Here is a 24,651-nt window from a genome sequence, read left to right on the forward strand (position 1 = left end):
ATGTGCGACGGGTACACGCCAGTCCGACGCGGCACGGCACGCCCGAGCGGGGTGGCGAGAGCGCCGGCTCTCGCCACCCCGCTCGGACAGCGGCTCCCGTGACCGGGCTCGTGGGGTCCCGTGAGGTGTTCCGGTCGTCGGGCGGTTCGGGTCGCGGACGGTCAGTGGACCGCGGCGCGCGCCATGCTTCCGTGGCGCGGCTGCATCGGAACACCCCGGGCCGGTTCCGGTGCGGGCCCGGGTCCGCCGGCGGCCTGGCGGCCGGGCGGGGCCGGGTTGCGGCGTGGCTGTGCCCCCACGCCGTTCTGGACGTCCATCACGGCGTGCGCGACGAGGCCGCCCATGGGGTCGTGCCTGATCAGGTCCCTGAGCCGGGAGCGAGAGGAGCGTCCCTCGTTGCCCGGGTACAGGTGCTTGCCCAGTCCGACCGCGTGGGCCAGTGCGGCGAGCGCCGCGGTCCGCGGGTCCGGCGGTACGCCGGTGCGGATCGCGGAGTCCAGCCGGGCCCTGATCTCCCGGCTGATCTCGGTGTCCGTCGCCTGGTAGCGAGTCGTCGGCAGCACTCCGCACATCTGGCCCGCCACGGCATGCACCATGCCGCACCGCTCCAGATGCGAGAGGTAGGTCTGGCGGAGCCCCAGTCGGGGTCCGCCGATCCAGTGGACGGCACGCACGGGAGCGCCACGCCTTCGCAGCAACTCCAACGCGCAGTCCAGTGTCGGATCTCCGGTCGGCCGTGGTGCCACCACGGCGATACGATCCCCGTCCGGGGCTATCCGTCCGGCCAGCGCCAGCTCCACTAGCTGTGCTCCGGCCAGACCCAGGTCGAGCGACTGCGGCTGTGCAGTGGTACCCGTGGCCGGGTCCAACGCCAGCAGCAGAAGCTCCTCCGGAAGTGTTCTGCGGCTCCTGCCCATCCATGCCTCCCCGCGTGGATGAAAGACAGGGTGACCCCTCTCACATTGGTCTGTCGAGGGTGCGTGACCGGTTCGTAGTGGAACCAGTAGGTATGTCGTTCTCGTCTACCGGATGGATCTGGTCCGCGCACAGGACACTGGTACATGGTTCGGACAGCGCCGGTGTGCGGGGTCAGGGCGGCGGTAGAGGTTCGGTACGCGTTCGCGGGTGGTGCGGCGCGAGGAGGAGGCATCGGTGGCGGGCGAGTCCCCCGACAGGTCGAAGCAGCGCGAGTCGTCGGCAGAACCGACGTCGGGGAGCGCGGGTCCGGTTCCCGGGGCCAGGAGCGAGTCCGCCGATCCGCGGCTCGCGGTGGCCCGGGACGCGAAGAGTTCGAAGACTTCCTCCGGGGGGCGCGGTGGCGTCGACACGGCGACGCGCGTCCTGTCCGTCCCCGCGGACGGGGACGCGAAGGCCGCGTCCGCCGAGGCGGAGCCGGAGCGTACGGACGCCGAGCCGGACGCGACCGACACGACCGGCACGACTGACGCGGCCGCCACGGCCGCCACGGCCGACACGACCGCGAGCGCCGAGCAGGCCGGGAGCGACGCCGGCACGCGGGAGGCGGAGCGCGCCGAGGGTGACTCGGGGGCGGACGCCGAGCCGGGTGACACCCGGGGTGGCGGCGCCGGTGACGAGGACGTCCCGTCGGCCGAGGCTTCCGGCGAGGGAAGCGACGACGCCGGTGCCGCCGGGCGGGACGAGGACGCCTCCGACCGTGACGGGCGGCTCAGGGAGGCCGTCGCCGCGTGGGTGGCCACGGCCGACCAGGACGGCGAGGACGGCGAGCCCGACCGGAAGCCGGGGTCCGACGACGCCCGGGGCGACGAGGACGGTGAGCCGGAGGCGGACCGTTCCGCCGGGTCCGCCACCGAGGCCCCCGCCGCGAAGAGGGACGCGGCCTCGGACGCCACCGCCGACGCCGACACCACCACCGACGAGGACCCTGCCGACGCCACGGACGCCGGTGGGACCGGCAAGGGTCGCGACGGCGACGAGTCCGCCGCGCCGCACGCCGACCGGCCCACCGCCGTCTTCCGGACCGACGGCAAGCCCGTCGCCGGGGGCACCGGCGACACAGCCTCCAAGGACACGGGCAAGGACGACGCCAAGGACAGCACCGAGGGCGACGGCGGCGACAGCGACGGGAAGCCGGCCGCGCCGCACGTCGACCGGCCGACCGCCGTCTTCCGGACCGACGGCAAGCCCGTCGCCGGGGGCACCGGAGGCACGGCCTCCAAGGACACCGGCAAGGACAGCGCCGAGGGCGACGGCGACAGCGACAGCGACGGGAAGTCCGCGAAGCCCGCCGCGCCGCACGTCGACCAGCCCACCGCCGTGTTCAAGGCCGTGCGGCCCCCGGTCGACCAGGCCACCACGATGCTGAAGCTCGGCGACGCCGCCAAGGACGCCCCGAGGAGCGACCGCAGGGCCGCACCCGGCACCGCACCCGAGGACACCCGCAAGGGCCCCGCCGACGCCACCCCCGAGAACGCTCCGAAGGGCGCTCCGAAGGACGCCCCGAAGGGCACCGCCGGTGGCGCCGCCGAGAAGGACGCGGAGAAGGACGCCGAGCGGACCAGCACGTTCGTCGCCCTCAAGCCGCTGGACGACCCCGCGACGCGCAAGCCGCCGTCGACCCCGGAGCAGAAGGCCCCGGGGCAGAAGGCGCCGGAGCAGAAGGCGCCGGCCGCCCCGGGGAAGGGCGCTCCCGGGCGCACGACCTCCCCCGCCGAGGCCACCGCCGCCGTGCCCGTCGTCGGGCCCGAGCGGACCACGCAGCAGCCGCTGCCGCCCAAGCCGCCGCTGGACCTGCTGGCCGAGCTGACGAACACCCCGCCGCCCCCGGAGACCCCGCTGCGCACGGCCGTGCGGCGGGTGAAGATCTGGACGCCGATCGCGCTGCTGCTGCTGATCGTCTTCGCGGTCGCGCAGAACCTGCGGCCGCTGCCGTCGCCCACCCTCGACCTCACCGCGAAGGACAGCTACACGTTCGAGGGCGGCAAGGTCGACATCCCCTGGCCGGCCGACGGCCAGGCCGCGCTGGACGTCCAGGGCATCGGCACCTTCGGCTCCTCCGGCGAGCAGCGGCCCGTGCCGATCGCCAGCGTCGCCAAGGTCATGACCGCCTACGTCATCCTGCGCGACCACCCGCTCAAGAGCGGCGAGGACGGCCCGAAGATCGGCATCGACCAGGCCGCCGAGGACCAGTCGGACGCCGGCCAGGAGTCCACCGTCGACGTCACCGCGGGCGACAAGATCAGTCAGCGGGAGGCCCTGGAGGGCATCCTGATCGCGTCCGCGAACAACGTGGCGCGGCTGCTGGCCCGCTGGGACGCGGGGTCGGAGAAGGCGTTCGTGGGCAAGATGAACGACGCCGCCGAGGACCTCGGCATGAAGAACTCGACGTACACCGACCCGTCGGGCCTGAACAACACCACCGTCTCCACGGCCGTGGACCAGGTGAAGCTCGCCAAGGCCGCCATGCAGCAGCCGGCGTTCCGCGAGGTCGCGGCGATGATGTCGTACGTCGACTACAAGGGCGTCAAGCACGACAACTGGAACCGCCTGGTCGGTTACAACGACGTGACCGGCATCAAGACCGGCACGACCACCTCCGCGCTCGGCAACCTCGTGTTCTCCGCCAAGAAGGACGTGAACGGCGAGACGCGGCGGATCATCGGCGCGGTCGTGCGCCAGCCGGCCGGCGGCCCGGACAACACCATCCTCGGCGCCGCCCTGCACGAGGGCGACAAGCTGATCCGGGCCGCGCAGGGCGCGCTGGAGTCGGCGACGATCCTGAAGAAGGGCGAGGTCGTCGGGTACGCCGACGACGGGCTCGGCGGACGCACGCCGGTCGTCGTCACGAAGGACGTCACGGCCGTCGGCTGGGCTGGGCTGTCGGTCAAGCTGACGTTCGCCGCGGACGAGCTGCCGCACCAGGCGAAGGCCGGCACGAAGGTGGGCACGCTCACCGTCGGCGACGGGTCCAGCGGCGCCGTGAAGGTCCCGGTGGCCCTTCAGAAGGATCTGGTCGAGCCGGGCTTCGCGGACAAGCTGACGCGCATCGCCTGAGCGCGGGCCGCCGCCCGCGCACCGCACCCCGCCGGTGGGGGCCCGTCCGGGCCCTGCCCGGCGGGGTGCGTGCTAGCGTCACGAAACGGGGCAGGTCGCCGTGCCCGGCGGCATGCGGCGGACCGGGGGACGAACGGTTCACGGCCGGGGAGCATCGGGCGAGAACAGAAGACGGGACACGGGGAGTGCCTTCGAGTGGCCACTGCGGAGCCGACACGCGCAGACGACGCCGATCCGGGCCCGGTATCCGGCCCGCGAATAGGCCTGCCCGCAGAACCGGAGGGCGCGCCGCCGCAGGACGCGGCAGCGGCCGGCGCTGAGGGCACGCAGGGCACTGACGGTGCTGACGGCGGGGCCGGGCTGCCTCCCGTGGTGCGGGCCGTGCGCGCCCGCATGCTGCGTCACCCGGTCCTGTCGATCACGGGCCTGGCCGCGGTGCTGCACGTCGTCTGGTTCTTCACGTTCGCGAACAGTGGTGGCGATCTCGCCGCGCAGGACGCCTGGGCGGAGTTCGTCGGCCGGCACCCGGACTCGGCGTACAACCTCGCCTGGTACGGCGGCATGCACCCGGTGTCGTACAGCGTGGTGTCGCCGTACCTGATGTCGGTGCTCGGCGTCCGGACGACGATGATGATCGCGGGGACGGTGTCGGCCGGTCTGCTGACGCTGCTGCTGCTGCGCTCCCGTTCGGTCCGCAACCCGCTGTGGGCGTCGCTGGCGGGTGTGTTCGGGCTGTTCTGCAACGCCGTGTCCGGCCGGGTCACCTTCGGCCTGGGCATGATGTTCGCGCTCGGCGCGGTCGCGGTCGTGTTCTGCTGGCCGCACCGGTGGCGGTACCGGCGCTGGGCGAAGGCCCTGTGCGCGGCGCCCCTGGCGGCGCTGGCGACGATGGCGTCCCCGGTCGCGGGCCTGTTCGTGGGACTGGTGGCGGTGGCGCTGTTCCTCCAGAAGCGGCGGCCCGGCGCCTGGGCGCTGGGGCTGGCGCCGAGCGTGGTGGTGGCGCTGTCCGCGTGGCTGTTCCCGTTCTCGGGGACGCAGCCGATGATCTTCGGTTCGGTGCTGCTGCCGCTGGCGTTCTCGGTGCTGGTCCTCGTGCTGGTGCCGCGGGACTGGAAGACGGTCCGGCTGACGGCGGCGGTGTACGGCCTGGGGGTCGTGCTGGTGTGGCTGATCAGCTCGCAGATCGGCTCCAACATCACGCGGCTGGCCATGCTGTTCGCCGGTGTGGCGCTGGTCGCCGCGCTGCCGTTCACGGTGCCGCGCAGCCGCAGGTGGTACGCGGCCGTGGTCGCCCTCGTCGGCTTCGGCGTGTGGATCGGCTTCAAGACGGTCGACGACATCGTGCACACGGCACCGGCGGCCTCCTGGTCGCGTGAGCTGGCGCCGCTGGTGAACGAGTTGCAGGAGGTCGGCGCGGAGAAGGGCCGGGTCGAGGTCGTGCCCGCCCGGTCGCACCGCGAAGCCTCGGCCCTGGCCCCGTACGTCAACCTGGCCCGGGGCTGGAACCGCCAGGCCGACATGGAGCGCAACCCGCTCTTCTACGACGACACCCTCAACTCGGCGAACTACCACGAGTGGCTCAAGCGCTGGGCGGTCCACTACGTGGTGCTGCCGAAGGACGAGCCGGACGGCGACGGCGGGGAGCGCGAGCGCGCTCTGGTGCAGCGCGGTCTGCCCTATCTGAACCAGATCTGGGGCGACGCCAACTGGCAGCTGTTCGAGGTGACCGAGCCCACGCCGCTGGCCGAGCCGAACGCGGTGGTCGACCGGGCCGAGCAGGGCGAGATGGTGCTTCAGGTGAAGAAGCCGGGCCGCATCCTGGTGCGTGTGCCGTACTCCCCGTGGCTGAGCATCGTCGACGCCGAGGGCAAGAGCCTGAAGCCGCCGCAGGAGACGGAGGCCTCCGAGAACCGTCCCGAGGGCGAGCCGAAGACGTACGTCAACGTCAACGGCTGCCTGGCGGAGACGGAGGAGGACGCGCAGGGCGACAAGTGGACGGAGCTGCTCGCGCCGAAGGCGGGCACGTACCGCCTGGCGGCGCCGTACCAGTTCCCGCGCGGGACACCCTGCCCGGAGGAACTGCGCTGACCTCCGCGGATCCCGTCCGACCCCCGGCACCCCCGGCCTGCCCGACGCAGGCCGGGGGTGTCGTGCATCGGGCCGCAGACACCCGACTTTGTTCATGTAGATGAACGCAGGTCACCTTGCCGAACAATTTTGCCGTCTCTTGACCTTCCGCTTGCTTGCCGTGCGCACGTCACCGAACCCAGAGTTCACATGCCTGACTGTGGCGGCAGCACCGTGGAAGGGGACTCATGAACGGTCTCGACTGGGCCGTGCTCATCGGCTATTTCGCCGTGATGGTCGCGATCGGCGTCTGGTCGCACAAACGCGTGGACGACGTCAGCGACTTCTTCACGGCCGGCGGCAAGATGCCGTGGTGGCTGTCCGGCATCTCGCACCACATGTCGGGCTACAGCGCGGTGATGTTCACCGGGTACGCGGGCATCGCCTACACCTACGGCGTCACGTCCTTCGTCACCTGGTCCTTCCCCATCGCCCTCGGCATCGCCATCGGCTCCAAGCTCTTCGCGCCGCGCATCAACCGGCTGCGCTCCCGGCTCCACGTGGCCTCCCCGCTGGAGTACCTGAAGAACCGCTACGACCTGAAGACGCAGCAGGCGCTGGCCTGGTCCGGGATGCTGCTGAAGATCGTGGACGTGGGCGCGAAATGGGCGGCGATCGCGACGCTGCTGTCCGTCTTCACCGGCATCTCGCTCAACCAGGGCATCCTGATCACCGGCGGCATCACGGCGATCTACTGCACGATCGGCGGCCTGTGGGCGGACGCGCTGACCGAACTCGGCCAGTTCGTCATCCAGCTGCTGGCGGGCGTCGCGATGTTCGTCGCGGTCGTCGTCCGGCTCGACGACCACGGCGGCTTCTTCGGCGTCTGGGACTCCCCCGAGCTCCAGGGGCACGAGAAGCCACTGGTCGGCCCGTACGGCACGGTGTTCCTGCTGGCGTTCCTCTTCATCAAGTTGTTCGAGTACAACGGCGGCATGCTCAACCAGGCCCAGCGCTACATGGCCACGCCGAACGCCAAGCAGGCCGAGCGGTCCGCCCGGCTGTCGGCGATCCTGTGGCTGGTCTGGCCGCTCGTGCTGTTCTTCCCCATGTGGATGTCGCCGCTGCTGGTCGAGTCGCAGAAGGCGGACGGCTCGGACTCGTACGCGCTGATGACCGAGCAGCTCCTGCCGCACGGCCTGCTGGGCCTGGTCATCGTGGGGTTCTTCTCCCACACGATGGCCATGTGCTCCTCGGACGCCAACGCCATCGCGGCCGTGTTCACCCGGGACTGCGCCCCTGTGATCTGGGCCCGGGCCCGGTCCTGGAACCCGAGCCAGGGGCTGCGGGTCGCCCGGGTCGCCACGGTCGTCTTCCTCGGGCTCTCGATGGCGGCGGCCACCCAGGTCAACTCCCCCGCGTTCAAGGACATCATCACCGTCGTCATCAAGTGGGTGGCCGGCCTGATGGGCCCCATGGCGATCCCGATGATGCTCGGCCTGCTGCGGGCGTTCCGCCGCTCCGGCCCGACCGCGGCACTGGTCAGCTGGTCGATGGGCCTGCTCGCCTTCTGGCTGGTGAACTACCCGATCAACTGGAACGTCGAGGGCGGTGTGCCGCTCCAGTACCAGGTGTCGATCCCGCTCGCGGTGTCCCTGGTCCTGTACGTCCTGATCGGCTACCTCAAGCCCGAGGACACCCCCGAACGCCTGGCGATCATCGAGAAGATCAACACCGACGGGGACGGAGCGGCGACGGCCGCGGTGCCGGCTCCGGCCGGTCCGGTGGACGAGGCGGTCCGCACGACGGTCCGGGAATGACGGACGGGGACCGGTCCCCCCTCGTCCGGCGGCGCGCTCACGCCCGCGGGTAGCGGGCGAGCCATCCCGGGGAGGAGCCGCCGGGACCGTGCAGGGCGGGCCCCTGGGTCATCTCCATGGCGAAGTCGTCGGCCAGCTCCAGGATCGTGGGACGGCCCTCCAGCTCGGCCAGCCAGGCCGGCGGGAGGGCCGTCTCCCCGTGCAGGGCGCCGAGCAGGCCGCCGGCCAGCGCGGCGGTGGCGGCGGACGGGCCGTCCTGGTTCACGGCCAGGCACAGCCCGTGCCGGACGTCGGCGGCGACGAGCGCGCAGTACACGGCGGCCCCGACCAGACCCTCCGCCGTCCCGGGCCCGCTCAGTTCGGCCACGCGCTCCGGCCCCGGCATGCCCTGGCGGACCGCGCCGAGCGCCTGCTGAAGCGCGTCGGACACCGGTGCGTGCCCCGGGCGGGAGGCCAGCAGGGCGAGGGTGCGCTGCACCGCCGTGTCGAGGCTCTCCCCGCGGGCCAGCCCGTGCACGAGCAGGGCGTAGGCGCTCGCGGCCAGGCAGGCCGCCGGGGAGCCGTGGGTCTGCGCGGCGCACTCCAGGGCGAGCTGGGCGACGAGCTGCGGCTCCCAGCCGACGAGCAGCCCGAACGGCGCGGACCGCGCGGCGGCCTCCGGCCCGGTCTCCCCGGGGTTCTTGGGTGCCTCCGGGGTGCCCATCGTCTCGTCCCCGAGCCCCAGCAGCAGGGCCCGGCCGGGGTTGCGCCGGGCGTACAGCCACTCCTCGCGGGCCAGCCACCCGTCGTCCTTGCGGCGCTCGTCGGGCCCCCAGTCCCGCTGGGTGGCCGCCCAGCGCAGATACGCCCGGTGCAGGTCGGTCGGCGGGTGCCAGGCGCCGGTGTCGCGCCGCACCTGGGCGCGGATCAGCCCGTCGACGGAGAACAGGGTGAGCTGCGTCAGGTGCGTGACGGCGCCGCGCCGGCCGTAGGCGGGGGCGAGGTCGAGCAGCCCCTCCGCGCCGTGCGCCTCCCGGATCTGCTCGATGCCCAGACCGTCGACCGGTGCGCCGAGGGCGTCGCCCACGGCCACGCCGAGCAGCGTCCCGCGCACCCGGCTGCGGAAGTCCTGCTGTTCCGCACGGCCCCAGACGGCCCCGGCAGTCGCACCCACCTCGACCTCCCAGGGCACCGTCCACACGTACGACGCTGAGCACTGTAATCGAACGGGAACGGCGGGCTGAGGGCCGCAACGGTATGGGAGAAGTGCCGGGAGGGACCGGAGTGGCCGGATATCGGCCGTACCGGGTCCCCTCCCGGCCCCGGGTCAGGACGGGTCGTGACCCGGGTGTGAGAAGTCGTGGAAGAAGGTGTGGGCGTCGGTGGAGTAGGCAGGTGGCTCGTCGGACTCGGTGGTGATGCCGAGATCGCGGCGCATCGCCTCCCTCGCCGCGGCGATCAGCGTCCACACGGCGTGCTGCGCCTCGGCGGCCGACCGCAGTGTCTCGCCCGGCCGCGGGTTCCCCTGCTCCAGCCGCTTGACCTGCCCGTAGACCCCGTTCAGCGCACCGTTGACCGCACGCGCCGGCTCGACCACCGCGTCCGGCGCGATCATCAGCGCCTCGGACCAGCGGTCGCGGTAGGTGTCCTTGGCGGCCTCCAGCACCTGGACGTCCTCGTCGCCGGCCGTGCGGTCCCGCATGACGTACAGGTGCCGGCTGAGCGCCGTGCAGAACTGCCGTGCGTCGCGGTGCAGTTCCGTGTAGCAGCGGCGCCGCAGCTCCCGGTTCGCGCGCTCCTCCTGGAGCGCCTGGCTCATCTCCAGCTCGCGCCGCTTGGCCTTGTCGGCACCCCGCTGGGTGAGCAGCGCTCCCCCCAGCGTCCCCGCCACACCGGCCACGGCTATCAAGACCGCCCCCACGTCCATCCGGACACCCTAGCCAGGTCCGAGCGCGAGTTCGGCCCACACCGTCTTCGCTCCGGCCGGCTCCCCGCGCACACCCCAACGGCTGGCGTACGCCGCCACGATGGTCATGCCGCGGCCCCCTTCCGCGTCCCCCTCCACCGGGTCGGGGAGGTGCGGCACCCGGTCGCCCCGGGCGTCGGTGACCTCGACGCGGAGCGTGCGGCCGGGCCGCAGTTCCAGCACCAGCCGGAAGTCCCTGCCCGGTACACGCCCGTGCAGCACGGCGTTGGACGCCAGTTCCGCCACCACCTGGGCCGCGGCCTCGTACGGCTCGCCCCAGTCGTCGAGTTGGCGCTCGGTGAGCAGCCGGGCCAGGCGCGCGCCCCTGCGGGTGGCGGACAGCCGCACCGCGAACTGCCGGGTGGGGACGGGAACCTCCACGGTGAATCTCTGGCTCATGTCACCCACAGTGGCCGCACGGTCCCTACGCTGAACAGCTACGACGTCGGTACGGAGCGTGACTGTCCGGGCGCTTCCCGGGGTCGTACGGCTCGTACGCCAGGAGGGGAACGCGTGGAGGACGAGGAAGCGGCGGCCGTGCTCAGGGCGGTCGGGCGGCAGATCAAGATGTGGCGCGAGGCCGCCGGGCTGAAGCAGGCGGAGCTGGGCTCGGCCATCGGCTACGGCGAGGAGATGGTCTCGTCGGTGGAGCGGGCCCGGCGCGTACCGAAGCCGGACTTCCTCGACCGGGCGGACGAGGCCCTCGCCGCGGGCGGCAAGCTCGCGGCGATGAAGGAGGACGTCGAGAGGGCGCGTTACCCCAAGAAGGTCCGCGACCTGGCGAAGCTGGAGGACGAGGCCGTCGAGCTCGGTGCGTACGACAACCACCAGATCCACGGGCTTCTCCAGACCCCCGAGTACGCCCAGGCGCTGTACGCCATGCGCCGGCCGGCCTTCACGGAGGACGAGATCGAGCGGCACGTCGCGGCCCGCATGGCACGCAAGGCGGTGTTCGACCGCGTGCCACGTCCGCTCATCACCTTTGTCCAGGAAGAGACGACGTTGCGGCGGCCCGTCGGCGGCAGAATGGTGCTCCGCCGGCAGCTCGAACACCTGCTGGAAATCGCCGCGTTGCGGCACGTGTCGATCCAGGTCATGCCGACCGATCAGGAGGACCACGCGGGCATGGCAGGCCCGTTCCGGGTGCTGAAGCTCCCGGAGGGCAAGACGCTGGGTCACTTCGAGGCCCAGTTGCACAACCGCGTGATCAGCGACCCGAAGGACGCCCAGATCCTCGACATGCGCTATGGAATGATCCGGGCCCAGGCCCTCTCGCCTCAGGAGTCCCTGGCCTTCATCGAAAAAGTTCTGGGAGATGCGACGTGACCACCGAACTGCACTGGTTCAAGAGCAGCTACAGCAGCAACGACGGCCCCGACTGCGTGGAGATAGCCCTGGCCCGCCCGGCCGTGCACGTGCGGGACTCCAAGGACGTGGACGGCGCCCGGCTGGCGTTCGGGGACGACGCCTGGTCGGCCTTCCTCACGTTCGCCGCGGGACGCTGAACCCACGGAGACACCGGCGGCTCGTGCGGGGAGAATGATCGCCATGGCCACCTCATCAACTCCACGCGGCGGACTGTCACTTGCCGCCACGCTCCTGACCGCCACCGTCGCCCTCTACATGGCTCTCGTCGCCTTCGGGAACATCACCGACTTCGGGACCAATCAGCAGTTCGTCCGCCATGTACTGGCCATGGACACCACGTTCAAGGACGAGGACCTGATGTGGCGGGCCGTCACCAGTACCACGCTCCAGGACGCCGCCTACGTCGCGATCATCGCCTGGGAGTCCGTCGCGGCGCTCGTCCTCATATACGGGACGTGGCTGTGGGCCCGGCGCGACGCGGTGGCGGCCCGGCGGACGTCGACGTACGGGCTGCTGATGGTGATGCTGCTGTTCGGGGTCGGGTTCATCGCCGTCGGCGGCGAGTGGTTCTCGATGTGGCAGTCGAAGACCTGGAACGGGCTGGACGCCGCGACCCGGATCTTCCTGTTCAGCGGGATCGTGCTGATCGTCAACCAGATGACGGCACCGCGGGCGGAGCCGTCCGCTACTTGACCACGGCCACGGTCGTGCCGACCGTGCCGAACGTCCACAGGGCCGTGCCGTCCGCCTTCTTCATCCGCACGCCACCCGTCCGCGTGCCGGAGGCGGCCGGCGGCGGCGAGGCCCCGTCGACCGCGTTGGAGAAGGCGACGGACACCCCGGACTTCGCCGTGAAGTAGAGGATGTGCTCGATCTCGACGCCGTCCGAACCGGTCGTCGCGCGGTTGCGGGAGGAGATCGTGTAGGTGCCGGGGTCGGGATCGACCGTCCCCGGCCAGACGGTGAAGGTGCGCCGCGCGGCGTCGCTCGCGTCGACCAGCCAGACCCGCTTCTCGCCGAGGGAGTACACGATGCGCCGGCCGGTGCCGGAGCCGTCCGGCACCTTCGCCGGCTCCTTCGCCGTGGGCGTGGGCGTGGGCCGCGCGGTCGCCGGGGTGCTCGGCTTCGCCGCGGACGCGGTGGGGTGCGGGCCGCGGTCCGCCTGCACGCCCAGGACCGTCACCGCGGCTATCGCTCCCACGGTCAGCCCGGTCACCCAGGCCCACGAAGGGATTCGGGCAGGCACCGGCACGCATCTCCTCAGTCACGGGACCCCGCACAGCACCGGGGTTCCGATCATCGTACTGCGCGCGGGCCGCTCCCCTGCGGCCTCAGGGCCCGTCGGCCGTCTTGCGCGCGGGGACCGGGCCGGTGCCCGCGCCCCGGGCGGTGTAGCGCGGCGCGCGGACGGGGGCCGGGTAGGCGAGGTGGACCAGCCGGGTCTGCTCCTGGCGCATGTGCGTGAGCGATTCGAGGATGTAGCCGGACAGCAGCACCAGCGCGGCGATCGTCATGATCGCGGCGGCCAGGATCGCCGTCGGGACGCGGGGCACGGTGCCCGTCTCGACGAAGTCGGCGATGACCGGGACGCCGAGGATCACCGAGACCAGGGCCAGCACACCCGCGATGAGGGTGTGCACCAGCGAGGGGCGTTCGCGGCGCGCGAGGTCCAGGATGACCCGCAGGATGCGCCAGCCGTCGCGGTAGGTGCGCAGCTTGCTCTCGCCGCCCGCGGGCCGGACCCGGTAGTCCACGGGCACCTCAGCCGTGGGCAGGCGCAGGTGCAGCGCGTGGATGGTCATCTCGGTCTCGGTCTCGAACTCGCGGGCGAGCGCCGGGAAGGACTTCACGAACCGGCGCGAGAACACCCGGTAGCCGCTGAGCATGTCGGTCACGTCGTTGCCGAACAGTGAGCGCACGGCCCCGGTGAGCACCTTGTTGCCGACGGCGTGCCCGGCCCGGTACGCCCCGTCCACCGTCACCCGGCGGGCGCCGACGACCTGGTCGTAGGGCCCCTCGAAGAGCAGGTCGACCAGGTCCCGGGCGCGGGAGGCGTCGTAGGTGTCGTCGCCGTCGATGATGAGCAGCGCGTCCGCGTCGACATCGGCGAAGGCACGGCGGATGACGTTCCCCTTGCCCTTGCGGGGTTCCTCGCGGACGATCGCGCCCGCCGCCCGGGCGACCGCGACCGTGCGGTCGGTGGAGGCGTTGTCGTACACGTAGACCACGGCCTCGGGCAGGGCGGCGCGCAGGTCGCGGACCACCTTGGCGACGGCCGCCTCCTCGTTGTGACACGGCACGACACACGCGATCGTCGGTTCCACTACCACTCCCACTCCTCGCCACTCCTCGGCCGAAGCGCTGTCGGATAGTAGGAAATGATGCGATATGCGCGAGCCCTCGGAGCGAGGGCACGCCGGATGGCTACCCTCCCTTTCGTGCCGGTTCCTCCCTCTGTGACCAGCTCCGTGCGCCACGCCGTGCAGGGCATCTGGCGCGAAGCCGCCAAGTTCGGCGTCGTGGGCGCGCTGGCGTTCGTCGTCGACAACGGCGGGTACACCCTGCTCGTCTTCGGGCTGCCGGGCGGCGCGCGCGGCGGCCCGATGGGCGACTCCCCGGTCCAGGCGTCGGCCGTCGCGACGTGCGCCGCCGCGCTGTTCAGCTGGGCCGGGAACCGCTACTGGACCTACCGCGACCGGCACCGCGACAAGGTGACCCGCGAACTCGTCCTCTTCCTCGTCGCCAACGGCGTGGGGCTCGCCATCACCGCCGGGACCGTCTTCGCCTCCCGGCACCTGCTCGGCCTCGACTCCGCGCTCAGCGACAACACGGCCCGCATCCTCGGCTGGGTGCTCGCGACCCTGTTCCGCTTCTACGCCTACCGGCGCTACGTCTTCGTGGCACCCTGAGCCGTTAGCATCCGGCACATGGGACAAATGGGATGGACGGCCCGAACACGGACCTGGGGCTGGGTCCTGGCGGCCGTCGCCGCCGTGTGCTGCCTGGCCACGATCCTGGTCTTCGCCCCCGGCTTCCTGAGTCCCGACAGCCTCGACCAGCTCCGGCAGGCCGAGGGGAGGAAGCCGCTGACGGACTGGCACCCGCCCGTGCTGAGCCTGGTGTGGCGGGCGCTCATCGCGGTGACCGGCACCTTCACCGCGATGCTCGTCGTGCAGTCGCTCGTGCTGTGGGGGGCGCTGTGGGTGCTGGCCCGGTGCGTGGGGGACCTGACCGGCAGGCGCGGCGCGTCGCTCGCCGTGCTCGGCATCGGCCTGGCCCCGTACGTGCTGACGTTCGCCGGGGTGGTGTGGAAGGACGTCCACGCGGCCCAGGCCCTGCTCGCCGCGTGCGCGGTCGCGTTCACGGGACTGCGGATCCGGGACCGGGACGTCCGTCCCGCCGTGCGCCGGGGCCTGCTCTGCCTGGGCGTGCTCTTCCTCGCCTACGCCATGCTCGTGCGCAAGAACGCCTTCCTCGCCGCGCTGCCCGTCTTCGTCCTGCTGGTGCTCGCGCTGTGGCGCGGCCCGGGACGCGGGACGTGGGTGCGGTGCACCGCCGCGCTCGCCGCCGCGCTGGTCGTGCCCGCCGCCGCCATCGCGCTGTTCGCCCGGCCGGTGCAGACCGAGCAGGGCGCCCAGATCATGCTCGACGACCTCGTGCACGTGCTGCGGGTGGACGAGCTGCGGGCGGCGGACGTCTCCCCCGCCCTGCGGGACCGGCTGGTGGCCTCCGCGCGGGAGTGCGAGCGCGTCGGGGCGCTGTCGGACGCCTACTGGGCCTGCTACGACCGGCCGCCGGACGGGCTGCGCGGCGACGCGGACGAGATCGGCTCCCTGTGGCTGCGGGAGATGGCCGGGCACCTGCCGCAGTACCTCCAGTACCGGCTGCGGCTGTTCGCGACGCTGCTGTTCGAGACCGGCTACCCCTACAAGGCGGGCATCACCCGCAACGACCTCGGCATCGAGGTGGCGCACCCCCGCCTGGAGGACATGCTCGGCTCCTACGTCCGGGGCATGGTCGCCGACCTGCCCTGGCTGTTCCGCGGCTGGTTCTGGCTGGCCGTCGCGCTGGTGCTGGCCGTCCGGCCCGGCCGGGGCGCCTTCGCGCTGCCGGTCCGGGCGCTGGGCGTGAGCGCGGCCGCCTACATCCTCGGCTACCTGCCGATCATGCCCGCGACGGACTTCCGCTACGTCTACTGGCCCGCCGTCGCCGGCACCCTCGGCCTGCTGCTGCTCTGGGCGGGCCGGGGCACGCCGTCACCGCGGCCCGCGGACCCCGGCGCCGCCGCCGGACGCCCCCTGACGAAGCAGCAGCCGGCGGACGCCAAGGGCCCGTAGGGGGGCGTCGGGCAACTCCTCAGTCCAGCACCGGGAGCAGCTCCGGCAGGTGGCCGTCCGAGGCGGCCGCCGCCCGCTGCCGCTCCTCGGGGACCTCCCCGTACAGGGTGGTGCGGGGCCGCGCGGGGCGCCCGGCCGCCTCCGCCACCGCGATCAGGTCCTTGACCGACTTGTACGAGCCGTACGAGGAGCCCGCCATGCGGGAGATGGTCTCCTCCATGAGCGTGCCGCCGAGGTCGTTCGCGCCCGAGCGCAGCATCTCGGCCGCGCCCTCGGTGCCGAGCTTCACCCAGCTGGTCTGGATGTGGGGGATGTACGGGTGCAGCAGCAGCCGGGCCATGGCGGTGACCGCGCGGTTGTCCCGCATGGTCGGGCCCGGCCGGGCGATCCCCGCCAGGTAGACCGGCGCGTTGGTGTGCACGAACGGCAGGGTGACGAACTCGGTGAAGCCGCCCGTGCGCTGCTGGATGCCCGCGAGGGTGCGCAGGTGCCCGAGCCAGTGGCGGGGCTGGTCGACGTGCCCGTACATCATCGTGGAGGACGAGCGGATGCCCAGCTCGTGGGCGGTCGTGACCACGTCGATCCAGTCGGCGGCGGGCAGTTTGCCCTTGGTGAGGATCCAGCGGACCTCGTCGTCGAGGATCTCGGCGGCCGTGCCCGGGATGGTGTCCAGGCCCGCCTCCTTGGCGGCGGTCAGCCACTCGCGGACCGACATGCCGGTGCGGGTCGCGCCGTTGACGACCTCCATCGGGGAGAAGGCGTGCACGTGCATGCCCGGGACGCGTTCCTTCACGGCCCGCGCGATGTCGAAGTAGGCCGTGCCGGGCAGGTCCGGGTGGATGCCGCCCTGCATGCAGACCTCCACCGCGCCCACGTCCCACGCCTGCCGGGCCCGGTCGGCGACCTGGTCCAGGGAGAGGGTGTAGGCGTCGGCGTCGGTGCGGCGCTGGGCGAAGGCGCAGAAACGGCAGCCGGTGTAGCAGACGTTGGTGAAGTTGATGTTGCGCGTGACGATGTAGGTGACGTCGTCCCCCACGGCGGACTTCCGCACGTCGTCGGCGACCCGGGCGAGGGCGTCCAGGGCCGGGCCGTCCGCGTGCAGCAGGGCCAGCGCCTCGTCGTCGGTCAGCTTCGTCGGGTCGTCGGCGGCCGTGCGCAGCGCCTGCCGTACGTCGGTGTCGATGCGCTCGGGTGCCATGCCCGGGGCGGCGGCCTCGCGCAGGGCGCCCCAGTCGCCGTACACCTCGTCGAAGTCGTCCCGGCGGTCGGAGCTGCGGCCCTCGGTGTCGATCGAGGAGTGCAGGTCCGTGCGGCCCGAGGCGGTGAAGACCTCCTCCGGCTCCTGCCAGGGCAGGCCCTGCGGCAGGGCGTCGGGGCGGGCGAGGCCGGTTGCCGGGTCGGCGAGCGCGGCCACGTGCGGGCGCACCCGCGGGTCCAGCCAGGGCTCGCCGCGCTGCACGAACTCCGGGTAGACGCAGAGCCGTTCGCGCAGCTCGAAGCCGGCCGCACGGGACTTCTCGGCGAGTTGCTCGATCTGCGGCCAGGGGCGTTCGGGATTGACGTGGTCGATGGTGAGCGGGGAGACGCCGCCCCAGTCGTCGATGCCGGCGGCGATCAGCCGCTCGTACTCGCCGTCGACGAGGTTGGGCGGGGCCTGGATGTTGCCGCCCGGGCCCATCAGGAGGCGGGCGACGGCCACCGTGGCGACCAGTTCGTCCAGTTCCGCGTCGGGCATGCCGCGCATCGCGGTGTCCGGCTTGGCGCGGAAGTTCTGGATGATCAGCTCCTGGACGCCGTAGTAGGCGCGGGAGACCTTGCGCAGCGCGAACAGCGACTCGGCGCGCTCCTCGTAGGTCTCGCCGATGCCTATGAGCAGCCCGGAGGTGAAGGGGACGGAGGAACGCCCGGCGTCCTCCAGGACGCGCAGACGGACGGCTGGCTCCTTGTCGGGCGAGCCGTGGTGGGGGCCGCCCGGCTCCGACCACAGGCGGGTCGCGGTGGTCTCCAGCATCATGCCCATGCTGGGCGCGACGGGCTTGAGCCGCTGGAAGTCGGACCAGCTCAGGACGCCCGGGTTCAGGTGGGGCAGCAGCCCGGTCTCCTCCAGGATGCGGATGGAGACGGCCCGGACGTAGGCGAGGGTGTCGTCGTAGCCGTGCGCGTCGAGCCACTCGCGCGCCTCCGGCCAGCGGTCCTCGGGCTTGTCCCCGAGGGTGATGAGGGCTTCCTTGCAGCCGAGGGCCGCGCCCTTGCGGGCGATGTCCAGCACCTCGTCCGGGGACATGAACATCCCGTGCCCGGCGCGGCGCAGCTTGCCGGGGACGGTGACGAACGTGCAGTAGTGGCACTTGTCCCGGCACAGCCGCGTCAGGGGGATGAAGACGCTCTTGGAATACGTGATGACGCCGGGCCGGCCGGCCGCCTCCAGACCCGCGTCCCGCACCCGGGCCGCGGAGGCCGACAGGTCCCGCAGGTGCTCACCGCGCGCCTGGAGCAGGACCGCCGCCTCGGCGACGTCGAGCGAGACGCCGTCCCGGGCCCGTTTCAGGGCGCGACGCAGGGAGTTCTCGGTGGGTCCGGTTCCGGAGGTCGCGGCAGTCGTCATCCTTCGAGCATACGAGTGCGCTGATCAGCCGTGACAGCGGTGAGTCCCCGTGCGCGTCCCGGCTCGGGCGTGCTGGGGGTCGCAGGCCTTCAGGGGCGCGGGGCGCGTTTCAGCTCGGGCGTACTGGTTCGTCGGCGTGTGCGGGCCGTCCGTGGTTTCTCGCGCAGTTCCCCGCGCCCCCTAGGGGGGCCGCAGGCCCTCCTTCAGGGGCGCGGGGAACTGCGCGACCGGCCACGACGCGCCCGCACTCGGCAGCACACCCCCCGCCCGGCGGACGAGACCCCGACTACCCCACGAACACCCCGTACCGGTCCAGCGCCTTCAGCACCTCCGCCTCCCCCGCCGGAGGCAGCTGGACCACGACTTCGCCGATGCCGAGGTCGGCGTAGTGGGCGAGCTTGCCGGGGCTGGGGTGGACGGCGTAGGGGACGACCTGGAGGGCCTCGGGGTCGCGGCCCGCCTCGGCCCAGGCCGCCCGCAGCCGGGGCAGGGACTCGGACAGGCCGCGTCCACCGATCGGCAGCCAGCCGTCGGCGTACTCGCTGATGTGGGAGAACAGCTTGGGCCCGGCGGCCCCGCCGACGAGCGTGCGCGGGCCCACGACCGGACCGCGCGGCTTCTGCACGGGCTTCGGATACGCGTGACTGGCCCGGACACCGCCGAACTCCCCGTCGTACGCGACCGGTTCCTCCGACCACAGGGCCCGCATCAACGCCATCCGGTCGCGGACCAGTTCACGCCGGCTGCTCCAGTGCACGCCGTGGTCGGCGGCCTCCTCGACGTTCCAGCCGAAGCCGAGCCCGAGGGTGAACCGGCCCCCGGACAGGTGGTCCAGGGTCGCGATCTGCTTGGCCAGGTCGATCGGGTCGTGCTGGGCGAGGAGCGTGATGCCCGTGCCGAGACCCAGCCGCTCGGTGACGGCGGCGGCCTGGCCGAGCGCCACGAACGCGTCGAGGGTGCGCCCGTACTCCCGCGGCAGCTCACCGCCGGCCGGGTACGGGGTGGTCCGCTCGACGGGGATGTGGGTGTGCTCGGGCAGGTACAGACCGGCGAATCCGCGCTCCTCGAGCTCCCGGGCCAGCCGGGTCGGAGTGATCGTCTCGTCGGTGAGGAAGATCGTCACGGCGATGCGCATGACCCATCTGTACCCGAGGGACGGCACGGTGTCCATACCGACCGGTCGGCATTCGCCACGGGCGGCCGTACGGGTGACATCCGCCCGTCCCCCTGCCTTGCACCGGGGTTCACGGCTCGGTACAAGACTGGGCACGACGTTCCACGCCCCACCCCCGCACCATCCGTGCCGTGTCACCGACCACACCGGGGAGCAGCAGCATGTGCGAGGACCAGCAGGGCGGACTCGGCCGGCGGGCCCTGTTCGTGACGGGAGCGGCCGCCGCGCTTACGTTGGGAGGCGTGAGCTTCGCTTCAGCGGCCGGCGGGCGGCCGGAGAGCAGGACGGTGCGCGGCACGCTGCCTCCCGGCGCCCCGGACTTCGTCTACGTGCCGGTCGAGGTCCCGGCCGGGGTCCGGGAGCTGAAGGTCGCCTACACCTACGACCGGCCCTCCGTCCCGGCCGGCACCCCGGGCAACGCCCTCGACATCGGCGTCTTCGACGAACGCGGCACCGAGCTGGGCGGCCGGGGCTTTCGCGGCTGGTCGGGCGGGGCGCGCACCGAGTTCTTCATCCGGGCGGACGAGGCCACGCCCGGCTACCTCCCGGGCCCGGTGCGCGAGGGCACCTGGCACATCGCGCTCGGCCCCTACACCGTCGCCCCGCAGGGGCTGTCGTACGCGATCACGGTGACGCTGACGTACGGCGAGCCGGGCGCGACCGTCCGGCCGGTGTACCCGCCCGAGCGGGCCGTGGGGCGCGGGCGGGCCTGGTACCGCGGTGACTGCCACCTGCACTCCTGGCACTCCGACGGGCGCCGCACCCCGGCCGAGATCGGGGAGCTGGCCCGCGCGGCCGGCCTGGACTTCATCAACTCCTCGGAGCACAACACCCACAGCGCGCACGCCCACTGGGCCGACGTGGCCGGGGACGACCTGCTGGTCATGCTGGGCGAGGAGATCACCACCCGCAACGGGCACGTCGTCGCGCTCGGCACCGACCCCGGCACCTTCGTCGACTGGCGCTACCGGGCCCGCGACAACCGCTTCGGCCGGTTCGCCCGCCAGGTCAGGCGGGCCGGCGGCCTGGTCGTCCCGGCCCACCCGCACGCCACCTGCATCGGCTGCAACTGGAAGTTCGGCTTCGGCGAGGCCGACGCCGTCGAGGTGTGGAACGGCCCCTACACGCCTGACGACGAGGTCGCCCTGGCCGACTGGGACAGCATGCTGGTGGCGTCCGTGCGGGACGGACGCGACTGGATCCCGGCCATGGGCAGCAGCGACGCCCACCGCGCCCCCGACGCCGTGGGCAGCCCGCAGACGGTCGTGCTGGCCGACGACCTCACCCGGGAGGCCGTCCAGGAGGGCATCCGCGCGGGCCGGTCCTACGTCGCCGAGTCGGCCCGGGTCTCGCTGGCGTTCCGCGCGTCCGGCGGGCGCGGCGAGCACGCGGGCATCGGCGAGCGGCTCGGCGTCGGCCGGGACACCCCGGTCACCGTCCGCCTGGAGGTCACCGGCGCCCCGCGCTGCACGGTCCGCTTCGTCACCGACCAGGGCGTGCTGCACACCAGTGACCCGCTGCCGGTGTCCGGCGCGGGCACGGTCGAGTGGCGCACCACGCCGTCTCACGCGGCGTACGTGCGGGCGGAGTTGCGGCACGAGGCGGCCGCGGGCCCGGTGCCCGGGCCGCTCGCGGCGTTCACCAACCCCGTCTTCCTGGGCCGCCGCACCGGGTGAGCGCGCGGCGCCCGCGCCGGGACCGCCGGCCGGTGCGGTCCGGCGGACACACCGACCGGCCGCGACGGCGTCCCCTCCGCGCCGCCGCGGCCGGTCTCCCCCGGGTGCCCCCGAACTCCCCCGTCTAATGGCCTACTTGGTCGGCTTGAACGGCTCCGACGTGGCGTGCAGGTCCTTCGTCTCCAGCGGCTCGCCGGTCGCGTGCAGGTCCTGCGGCTTCAGCGGCTCGTTCGTGGCGTGCAGGTCCTTCGTCTCCAGCGGCTCGTCGGTCGCGTGCAGGTCCTGCGGCTTCAGCTCGTCACCCATGGTCCTCGACTTCCCTTCACGGATCAGGCGGTGGGGTCGGCGGGCCCGGCCGGTCACTCCCCCGAGGACGACCGGACGGGCCCGCCCGGGCGGCTCGCCCGGTTGCCGGTGCGAGGCCCGTGCGGCGACCCGTCTGCCCCCCGACGCGACGGATCGACCGAGAAGAATCATCGCGCAGGGCGATAAACGAACGATGAACGCCCCGGAGCGGACCTCAGGCCGCCCGTACCGGCGTCAGCAGGGCCCGCACCTCGGCGGCCTCCGGCGAGCCCAGTTCCTCGTAGATGCCGGCCGCCTCCTGCCAGCAGACCTGGGCCCGTCCCGTCTGGTCGAGGCCGCTGAGCGCGCGTCCGAGGACGGTGAGGACGTTGCCCCGGCGCCACTCGCCTCCGATCCCGCGCAGCACGGTGAGGGCCATCTCGGCGTTGGCCGCCGCCTGGGCGGGACGCCGGGCGGCGAGGTCCACCTCGGCCAGCCGGAACAGGCTCATGCCCTCCCACAGCCGCTGCCTGCTGTCGCGGAACACCTCCAGCGCCTCCTGGAGCCGTCCGGCCGCCTCGCGCAGCTCCCCGCTCTGCGTGAGGGCGAGCCCGAGGGCGTAGCGGGCGTTGGCACCGCGCATCGAGTTGCCCATGGCGTCGTAGATGGCGATGCCCTCCTGGGCCAGCGCCACCGCGCTCTGGGTCCGCCCGGTCGCCAGGCGGATGCGGGAGAGGTTGCACAGGGCGGCGGCCTCGCCGGGCCGGTCGCCCAGGGCCCGGAAGTGCTCGATGGCCCGCGAGAGGTGCTCCTCGCCGTCCTCGTGGCGGTTCTGGTAGAGCGCGATGATGCCGCGCGCGTTGCGCGCCCAGCACACGGGCAGCAGGTCGTCGGCCTCCCGGGCGAGCTGGATGGCCCGCTCCGCCTCCTCGTCGGCCCGTTCGAAACGCCCGCTCACGTGGTGGACGTTGACGAGCGTCATCAGCGCCCGTGCCTCCGCCCGGTGCAGTCCGTGCTCGCGGGCCGCGTCGAGCAGCGCCGTGGCCGTGGCCTCGTACTCCTTGGAGTTGGCCCCCGACTCGGACAGGTCGTGGGCCGCCCACAGCAGGTCGATGGCGCGCGGGAGGGTCCGCGGCAGGCCGGCCGACTGCCGTACGTGGGCCAGGAGGCAGATCGCCTCCGCGTACAGCCAGTCCTGCGCGGTGTGCCGGTCCTCGAAGCGCAGGCCGGGGTACGAGGCGGCCTCCAGGTGGTCGACCAGCCGGTCCCCCGGGCGTTCGATCGCGTAGACGCCCGCCGCCGACACCAGGTAGAAGTCCAGCAGCCGGGACAGGGCCGCCTCGCGTTCGCCCGGGGGCTGCTCGTCGCGTTCCGCGCACGCACGCGCGTAGAGCCGGACCAGGTCGTGGAAGCGGTAGCGGCCGGGGGCCGCCGATTCGAGGAGGGACGTGTCGACCAGCGACTCCAGCAGGTCCTCGGTGTCCTCCACCGGCAGGTCCAGGACCGCGGCCGCCGCCGCGAGGGAGATGTCCGGCCCGTCGGCCAGGCCCAGCAGGCGGAACGCGCGGGCCTGGGCGGGCTCCAGCTGGCCGTAGCCCAGCTCGAACGTGGCCTTCACCGCCAGGTCCCCGGCCTGGAGTTCGTCCAGGCGGCGGCGCTCGTCGGCGAGCTTCGCCGCGAGGACGGAGACCGTCCAGGTGCGGCGGGCGGCCAGTCGGGACGCGGCGATGCGGATGGCCAGCGGGAGGAAACCGCAGGCGGCGACGACGTCCAGGGCGGCCTTGCGCTCGGACGCGACCCGCTCCTCGCCCACGATCCGCGTGAACAGCGCCAGTGCCTCGTCCGGGGACATCACGTCCAGGTCGACCAGGTGCGCGCCCGCCAGGTCCACCATCCGCACCCGGGAGGTGACCAGCGCGGCGCAGCCGTCGGTGCCGGGCAGGAGCGGACGCACCTGTGCCGCGTCGCGGGCGTTGTCCAGCAGGACCAGGACGCGGCGGCCGGCCAGCACCGAGCGGTACAGGGCCGCGCGCTCCTCCAGGGAGTCGGGGATCGCCGAGTCGGCCGTGCCGAGGGCGCGCAGGAAGGAACCGAGGACCGTCTCCGGCTCCGCCGCCCGGGCCCCGGCGCCCTGGAGGTCGACGTACAGCTGCCCGTCGGGGAACGCCGAGCGCGCCCGGTGGGCGACGTGCACGGCGAGGGTGGTCTTGCCGACGCCGCCGATGCCCGCCAGGGCCGACACCGCCATGACGCGGCCCTCGGCGGAGGCCAGGATGTCGCCCAGTTCCCGCACGAAGGCGTTCCGTCCGGTGAAGTCGGGGACGGTGGCGGGCAGTTGTGCCGGGCGGAGCGGGACGGCGGCCGGTTCGGGGGCCGGTGAGGAGGGCTCCGCGAGGCCCGGGTCCGCGCGCAGGATCCGCTGCTGGAGCTCGCTGAGGCCGGGTCGGGGGTCCACGCCGAGTTCGTCGGCGAGCAGGCGCCGGGTGTCGGCGTACACGGCCAGGGCCTCGGCCTGCCGGCCGCTGCGGTACAGGGCCAGCATCAGCAGCTCGCGCAGCCGCTCGCGCAGGGGGTGCGCGGCGGTGAGGGCGGTGAGTTCGGAGACGGCCTCGGCATGGCGGCCCTGCTCCAGGTCCATGTCCAGGCGGGCTTCCAGCAGTTGCAGCCGCCACTCCTCCAGGCGGGTGCGCTGGGCCTCCGCGTACGGGCCCGGGACGCCGGCCAGTGTCTCGCCGTCCCACAGGGCCAGGGCGCGGCGCAGCGTGGTGCGTGCGTGGCACAGGTCCCCGGCGGAGCGGGCCTTGTCGGCCTCGGTCGCCAGGTCCCGGGCGACGGCCAGGTCCAGGGCGCCCTCGGCGAGGTCCCGTACCGCGTAGCCGCCCGACTCGCTCACCAGGACGCCCGGGTCGAGGACCTTGCGCAGCCGGGAGGCGTACGTGCGCAGCGCGGCCAGGGCCTGCGAGGGCGGCTCCTCGCCCCACAGGGCGTCGATCAGCTCGGCGGCGGTGGCCGTACGGCCCTCGCGCAGCAGGAGGGCGGCCAGCAGGGCGCGTTGCTGGGGGGAGCCGGTGGTGATCGGCTCCTCGCCGCGCCAGGCGCGCACGGGGCCGAGCACGCTGAAGCGCAGCGCCGCGGGCGGCACCGGTGACTCCGGCGAGGAGTCGGAACGCCGCTGCTCCGGTACGCGCGGCACACCGACCGGTACACCGTCCATGCAGTCCCCCTCGACATCCTGAGCAACCACGCCAGTCTGCCTTGTACGCGGTGGATACGTCAGCCGTGGGAGACGCCGATCACAGGGCAGCGCACGGGAGTTGCCCGGTCCGCACATTCTCTTCGCAC

At 73.1% G+C, this 24,651-nt stretch carries 19 protein-coding genes; 9 read left to right on the forward strand and 10 right to left on the reverse strand.

Translation table 11 applies throughout. The features are described 5' to 3' along the window. Positions 1-161: 161 nt before the first annotated feature. On the reverse strand, positions 162-917 hold the full coding sequence (locus ACZ6ZN_RS26830) for a GOLPH3/VPS74 family protein (RefSeq protein ID WP_398111006.1): 756 nt from the start codon (positions 915-917) through the stop codon (positions 162-164). Between the two features lie 235 nt (positions 918-1,152). On the opposite strand from ACZ6ZN_RS26830, the gene ACZ6ZN_RS26835 reads away from it, so the two are divergent. The 3 genes from ACZ6ZN_RS26835 (at position 1,153) to ACZ6ZN_RS26845 (ending at position 7,919) form a co-directional block, all read left to right on the forward strand. Further along, a complete protein-coding gene (locus tag ACZ6ZN_RS26835; protein ID WP_469650152.1) occupies positions 1,153-4,032 on the forward strand; it encodes a D-alanyl-D-alanine carboxypeptidase in 2,880 nt (959 codons plus the stop codon). A 195-nt stretch (positions 4,033-4,227) separates the two neighbouring features. Then, entirely contained in the window at positions 4,228-6,120 is a 1,893-nt protein-coding gene (locus ACZ6ZN_RS26840) for an MFS transporter (protein ID WP_469650154.1), read from the forward strand. A gap of 227 nt (positions 6,121-6,347) precedes the next feature. Continuing rightward, positions 6,348-7,919, forward strand: a complete 1,572-nt coding sequence (locus ACZ6ZN_RS26845) for a sodium:solute symporter family protein (RefSeq protein ID WP_398111004.1) — start codon at positions 6,348-6,350, stop codon at positions 7,917-7,919. Positions 7,920-7,956: 37 nt separating this feature from the next. Here the strand turns inward: ACZ6ZN_RS26845 and ACZ6ZN_RS26850 are convergent, their stop codons facing one another. From ACZ6ZN_RS26850 to ACZ6ZN_RS26860, 3 genes are all read right to left on the reverse strand, one after another. Further along, on the reverse strand, positions 7,957-9,072 hold the full coding sequence (locus ACZ6ZN_RS26850) for an ADP-ribosylglycohydrolase family protein (RefSeq protein WP_398111003.1): 1,116 nt from the start codon (positions 9,070-9,072) through the stop codon (positions 7,957-7,959). Between the two features lie 153 nt (positions 9,073-9,225). Further along, positions 9,226-9,825, reverse strand: coding sequence for a hypothetical protein (locus ACZ6ZN_RS26855; RefSeq protein ID WP_469650157.1), 600 nt, complete (start codon positions 9,823-9,825; stop codon positions 9,226-9,228). Between the two features lie 9 nt (positions 9,826-9,834). Next, a complete protein-coding gene (locus ACZ6ZN_RS26860; RefSeq protein ID WP_469650159.1) occupies positions 9,835-10,263 on the reverse strand; it encodes an ATP-binding protein in 429 nt (142 codons plus the stop codon). A 114-nt stretch (positions 10,264-10,377) separates the two neighbouring features. Between ACZ6ZN_RS26860 and ACZ6ZN_RS26865 the strand changes: the two genes are divergently transcribed. From ACZ6ZN_RS26865 to ACZ6ZN_RS26875, 3 genes are read left to right on the forward strand one after another with little or no spacing between them, the layout of a single operon-like run. Then, positions 10,378-11,190 carry a helix-turn-helix domain-containing protein gene (locus tag ACZ6ZN_RS26865; RefSeq protein WP_469650162.1) on the forward strand — a complete coding sequence of 271 codons (813 nt, stop codon included), beginning with the start codon at positions 10,378-10,380 and terminating at the stop codon, positions 11,188-11,190. Continuing rightward, complete coding sequence (locus ACZ6ZN_RS26870) at positions 11,187-11,369, forward strand: DUF397 domain-containing protein (protein ID WP_451876679.1); 183 nt, start codon at positions 11,187-11,189, stop codon at positions 11,367-11,369. The genes ACZ6ZN_RS26865 and ACZ6ZN_RS26870 overlap by 4 nt, the downstream gene beginning before the upstream one ends. A gap of 43 nt (positions 11,370-11,412) precedes the next feature. Continuing rightward, positions 11,413-11,925: a DUF2165 domain-containing protein gene (locus tag ACZ6ZN_RS26875; RefSeq protein WP_469650164.1), complete on the forward strand. Its 513-nt coding sequence runs from the start codon at positions 11,413-11,415 to the stop codon at positions 11,923-11,925. Here ACZ6ZN_RS26875 and ACZ6ZN_RS26880 read toward each other — a convergent pair. Then, complete coding sequence (locus ACZ6ZN_RS26880) at positions 11,918-12,478, reverse strand: hypothetical protein (protein WP_451876677.1); 561 nt, start codon at positions 12,476-12,478, stop codon at positions 11,918-11,920. The genes ACZ6ZN_RS26875 and ACZ6ZN_RS26880 overlap by 8 nt on opposite strands. An 85-nt stretch (positions 12,479-12,563) precedes the next feature. After that, positions 12,564-13,562 carry a glycosyltransferase family 2 protein gene (locus tag ACZ6ZN_RS26885; RefSeq protein ID WP_469650166.1) on the reverse strand — a complete coding sequence of 333 codons (999 nt, stop codon included), beginning with the start codon at positions 13,560-13,562 and terminating at the stop codon, positions 12,564-12,566. Positions 13,563-13,688: 126 nt separating this feature from the next. On the opposite strand from ACZ6ZN_RS26885, the gene ACZ6ZN_RS26890 reads away from it, so the two are divergent. Together ACZ6ZN_RS26890 and ACZ6ZN_RS26895 are read left to right on the forward strand one after the other, a co-directional pair. Continuing rightward, on the forward strand, positions 13,689-14,141 hold the full coding sequence (locus ACZ6ZN_RS26890; RefSeq protein WP_398110995.1) for a GtrA family protein: 453 nt from the start codon (positions 13,689-13,691) through the stop codon (positions 14,139-14,141). Positions 14,142-14,159: 18 nt separating this feature from the next. Next, positions 14,160-15,569, forward strand: coding sequence for a hypothetical protein (locus tag ACZ6ZN_RS26895; RefSeq protein WP_469650168.1), 1,410 nt, complete (start codon positions 14,160-14,162; stop codon positions 15,567-15,569). Positions 15,570-15,588: 19 nt separating this feature from the next. Here the strand turns inward: ACZ6ZN_RS26895 and ACZ6ZN_RS26900 are convergent, their stop codons facing one another. Then, complete coding sequence (locus ACZ6ZN_RS26900) at positions 15,589-18,174, reverse strand: bifunctional FO biosynthesis protein CofGH (protein ID WP_469650170.1); 2,586 nt, start codon at positions 18,172-18,174, stop codon at positions 15,589-15,591. Positions 18,175-18,460: 286 nt separating this feature from the next. Next, positions 18,461-19,309, reverse strand: coding sequence for an LLM class F420-dependent oxidoreductase (locus ACZ6ZN_RS26905; RefSeq protein ID WP_469650172.1), 849 nt, complete (start codon positions 19,307-19,309; stop codon positions 18,461-18,463). Positions 19,310-19,509: 200 nt separating this feature from the next. On the opposite strand from ACZ6ZN_RS26905, the gene ACZ6ZN_RS26910 reads away from it, so the two are divergent. Further along, positions 19,510-21,024 carry a CehA/McbA family metallohydrolase gene (locus ACZ6ZN_RS26910; RefSeq protein ID WP_469650501.1) on the forward strand — a complete coding sequence of 505 codons (1,515 nt, stop codon included), beginning with the start codon at positions 19,510-19,512 and terminating at the stop codon, positions 21,022-21,024. Positions 21,025-21,156: 132 nt separating this feature from the next. On the opposite strand, the gene ACZ6ZN_RS26915 is transcribed toward ACZ6ZN_RS26910, so the two are convergent. Both ACZ6ZN_RS26915 and afsR read right to left on the reverse strand, forming a co-directional pair. Further along, positions 21,157-21,330, reverse strand: coding sequence for a hypothetical protein (locus tag ACZ6ZN_RS26915; RefSeq protein WP_398110991.1), 174 nt, complete (start codon positions 21,328-21,330; stop codon positions 21,157-21,159). 214 nt (positions 21,331-21,544) lie between these two features. After that, positions 21,545-24,523 carry an SARP-family global regulator AfsR gene (gene afsR / locus ACZ6ZN_RS26920; RefSeq protein ID WP_398110990.1) on the reverse strand — a complete coding sequence of 993 codons (2,979 nt, stop codon included), beginning with the start codon at positions 24,521-24,523 and terminating at the stop codon, positions 21,545-21,547. Positions 24,524-24,651: the final 128 nt, after the last annotated feature.

It is taken from the genome of Streptomyces sp. NPDC053665, assembly GCF_055585285.1.

Bases quoted from the DNA above. Each gene is read 5' to 3' on its own strand.
- ACZ6ZN_RS26855 (WP_469650157.1), bottom strand. From the start codon at position 9,825: ATGGACGTGGGGGCGGTCTTGATAGCCGTGGCCGGTGTGGCGGGGACG.
- afsR (WP_398110990.1), bottom strand. From the start codon at position 24,523: ATGGACGGTGTACCGGTCGGTGTGCCGCGCGTACCGGAGCAGCGGCGT.
- ACZ6ZN_RS26915 (WP_398110991.1), bottom strand. From the start codon at position 21,330: ATGGGTGACGAGCTGAAGCCGCAGGACCTGCACGCGACCGACGAGCCG.
- ACZ6ZN_RS26860 (WP_469650159.1), bottom strand. From the start codon at position 10,263: ATGAGCCAGAGATTCACCGTGGAGGTTCCCGTCCCCACCCGGCAGTTC.
- ACZ6ZN_RS26905 (WP_469650172.1), bottom strand. From the start codon at position 19,309: ATGCGCATCGCCGTGACGATCTTCCTCACCGACGAGACGATCACTCCG.
- ACZ6ZN_RS26830 (WP_398111006.1), bottom strand. From the start codon at position 917: ATGGGCAGGAGCCGCAGAACACTTCCGGAGGAGCTTCTGCTGCTGGCG.
- ACZ6ZN_RS26845 (WP_398111004.1), top strand. From the start codon at position 6,348: ATGAACGGTCTCGACTGGGCCGTGCTCATCGGCTATTTCGCCGTGATG.
- ACZ6ZN_RS26910 (WP_469650501.1), top strand. From the start codon at position 19,510: ATGTGCGAGGACCAGCAGGGCGGACTCGGCCGGCGGGCCCTGTTCGTG.
- ACZ6ZN_RS26875 (WP_469650164.1), top strand. From the start codon at position 11,413: ATGGCCACCTCATCAACTCCACGCGGCGGACTGTCACTTGCCGCCACG.
- ACZ6ZN_RS26900 (WP_469650170.1), bottom strand. From the start codon at position 18,174: ATGACGACTGCCGCGACCTCCGGAACCGGACCCACCGAGAACTCCCTG.
- ACZ6ZN_RS26895 (WP_469650168.1), top strand. From the start codon at position 14,160: ATGGGACAAATGGGATGGACGGCCCGAACACGGACCTGGGGCTGGGTC.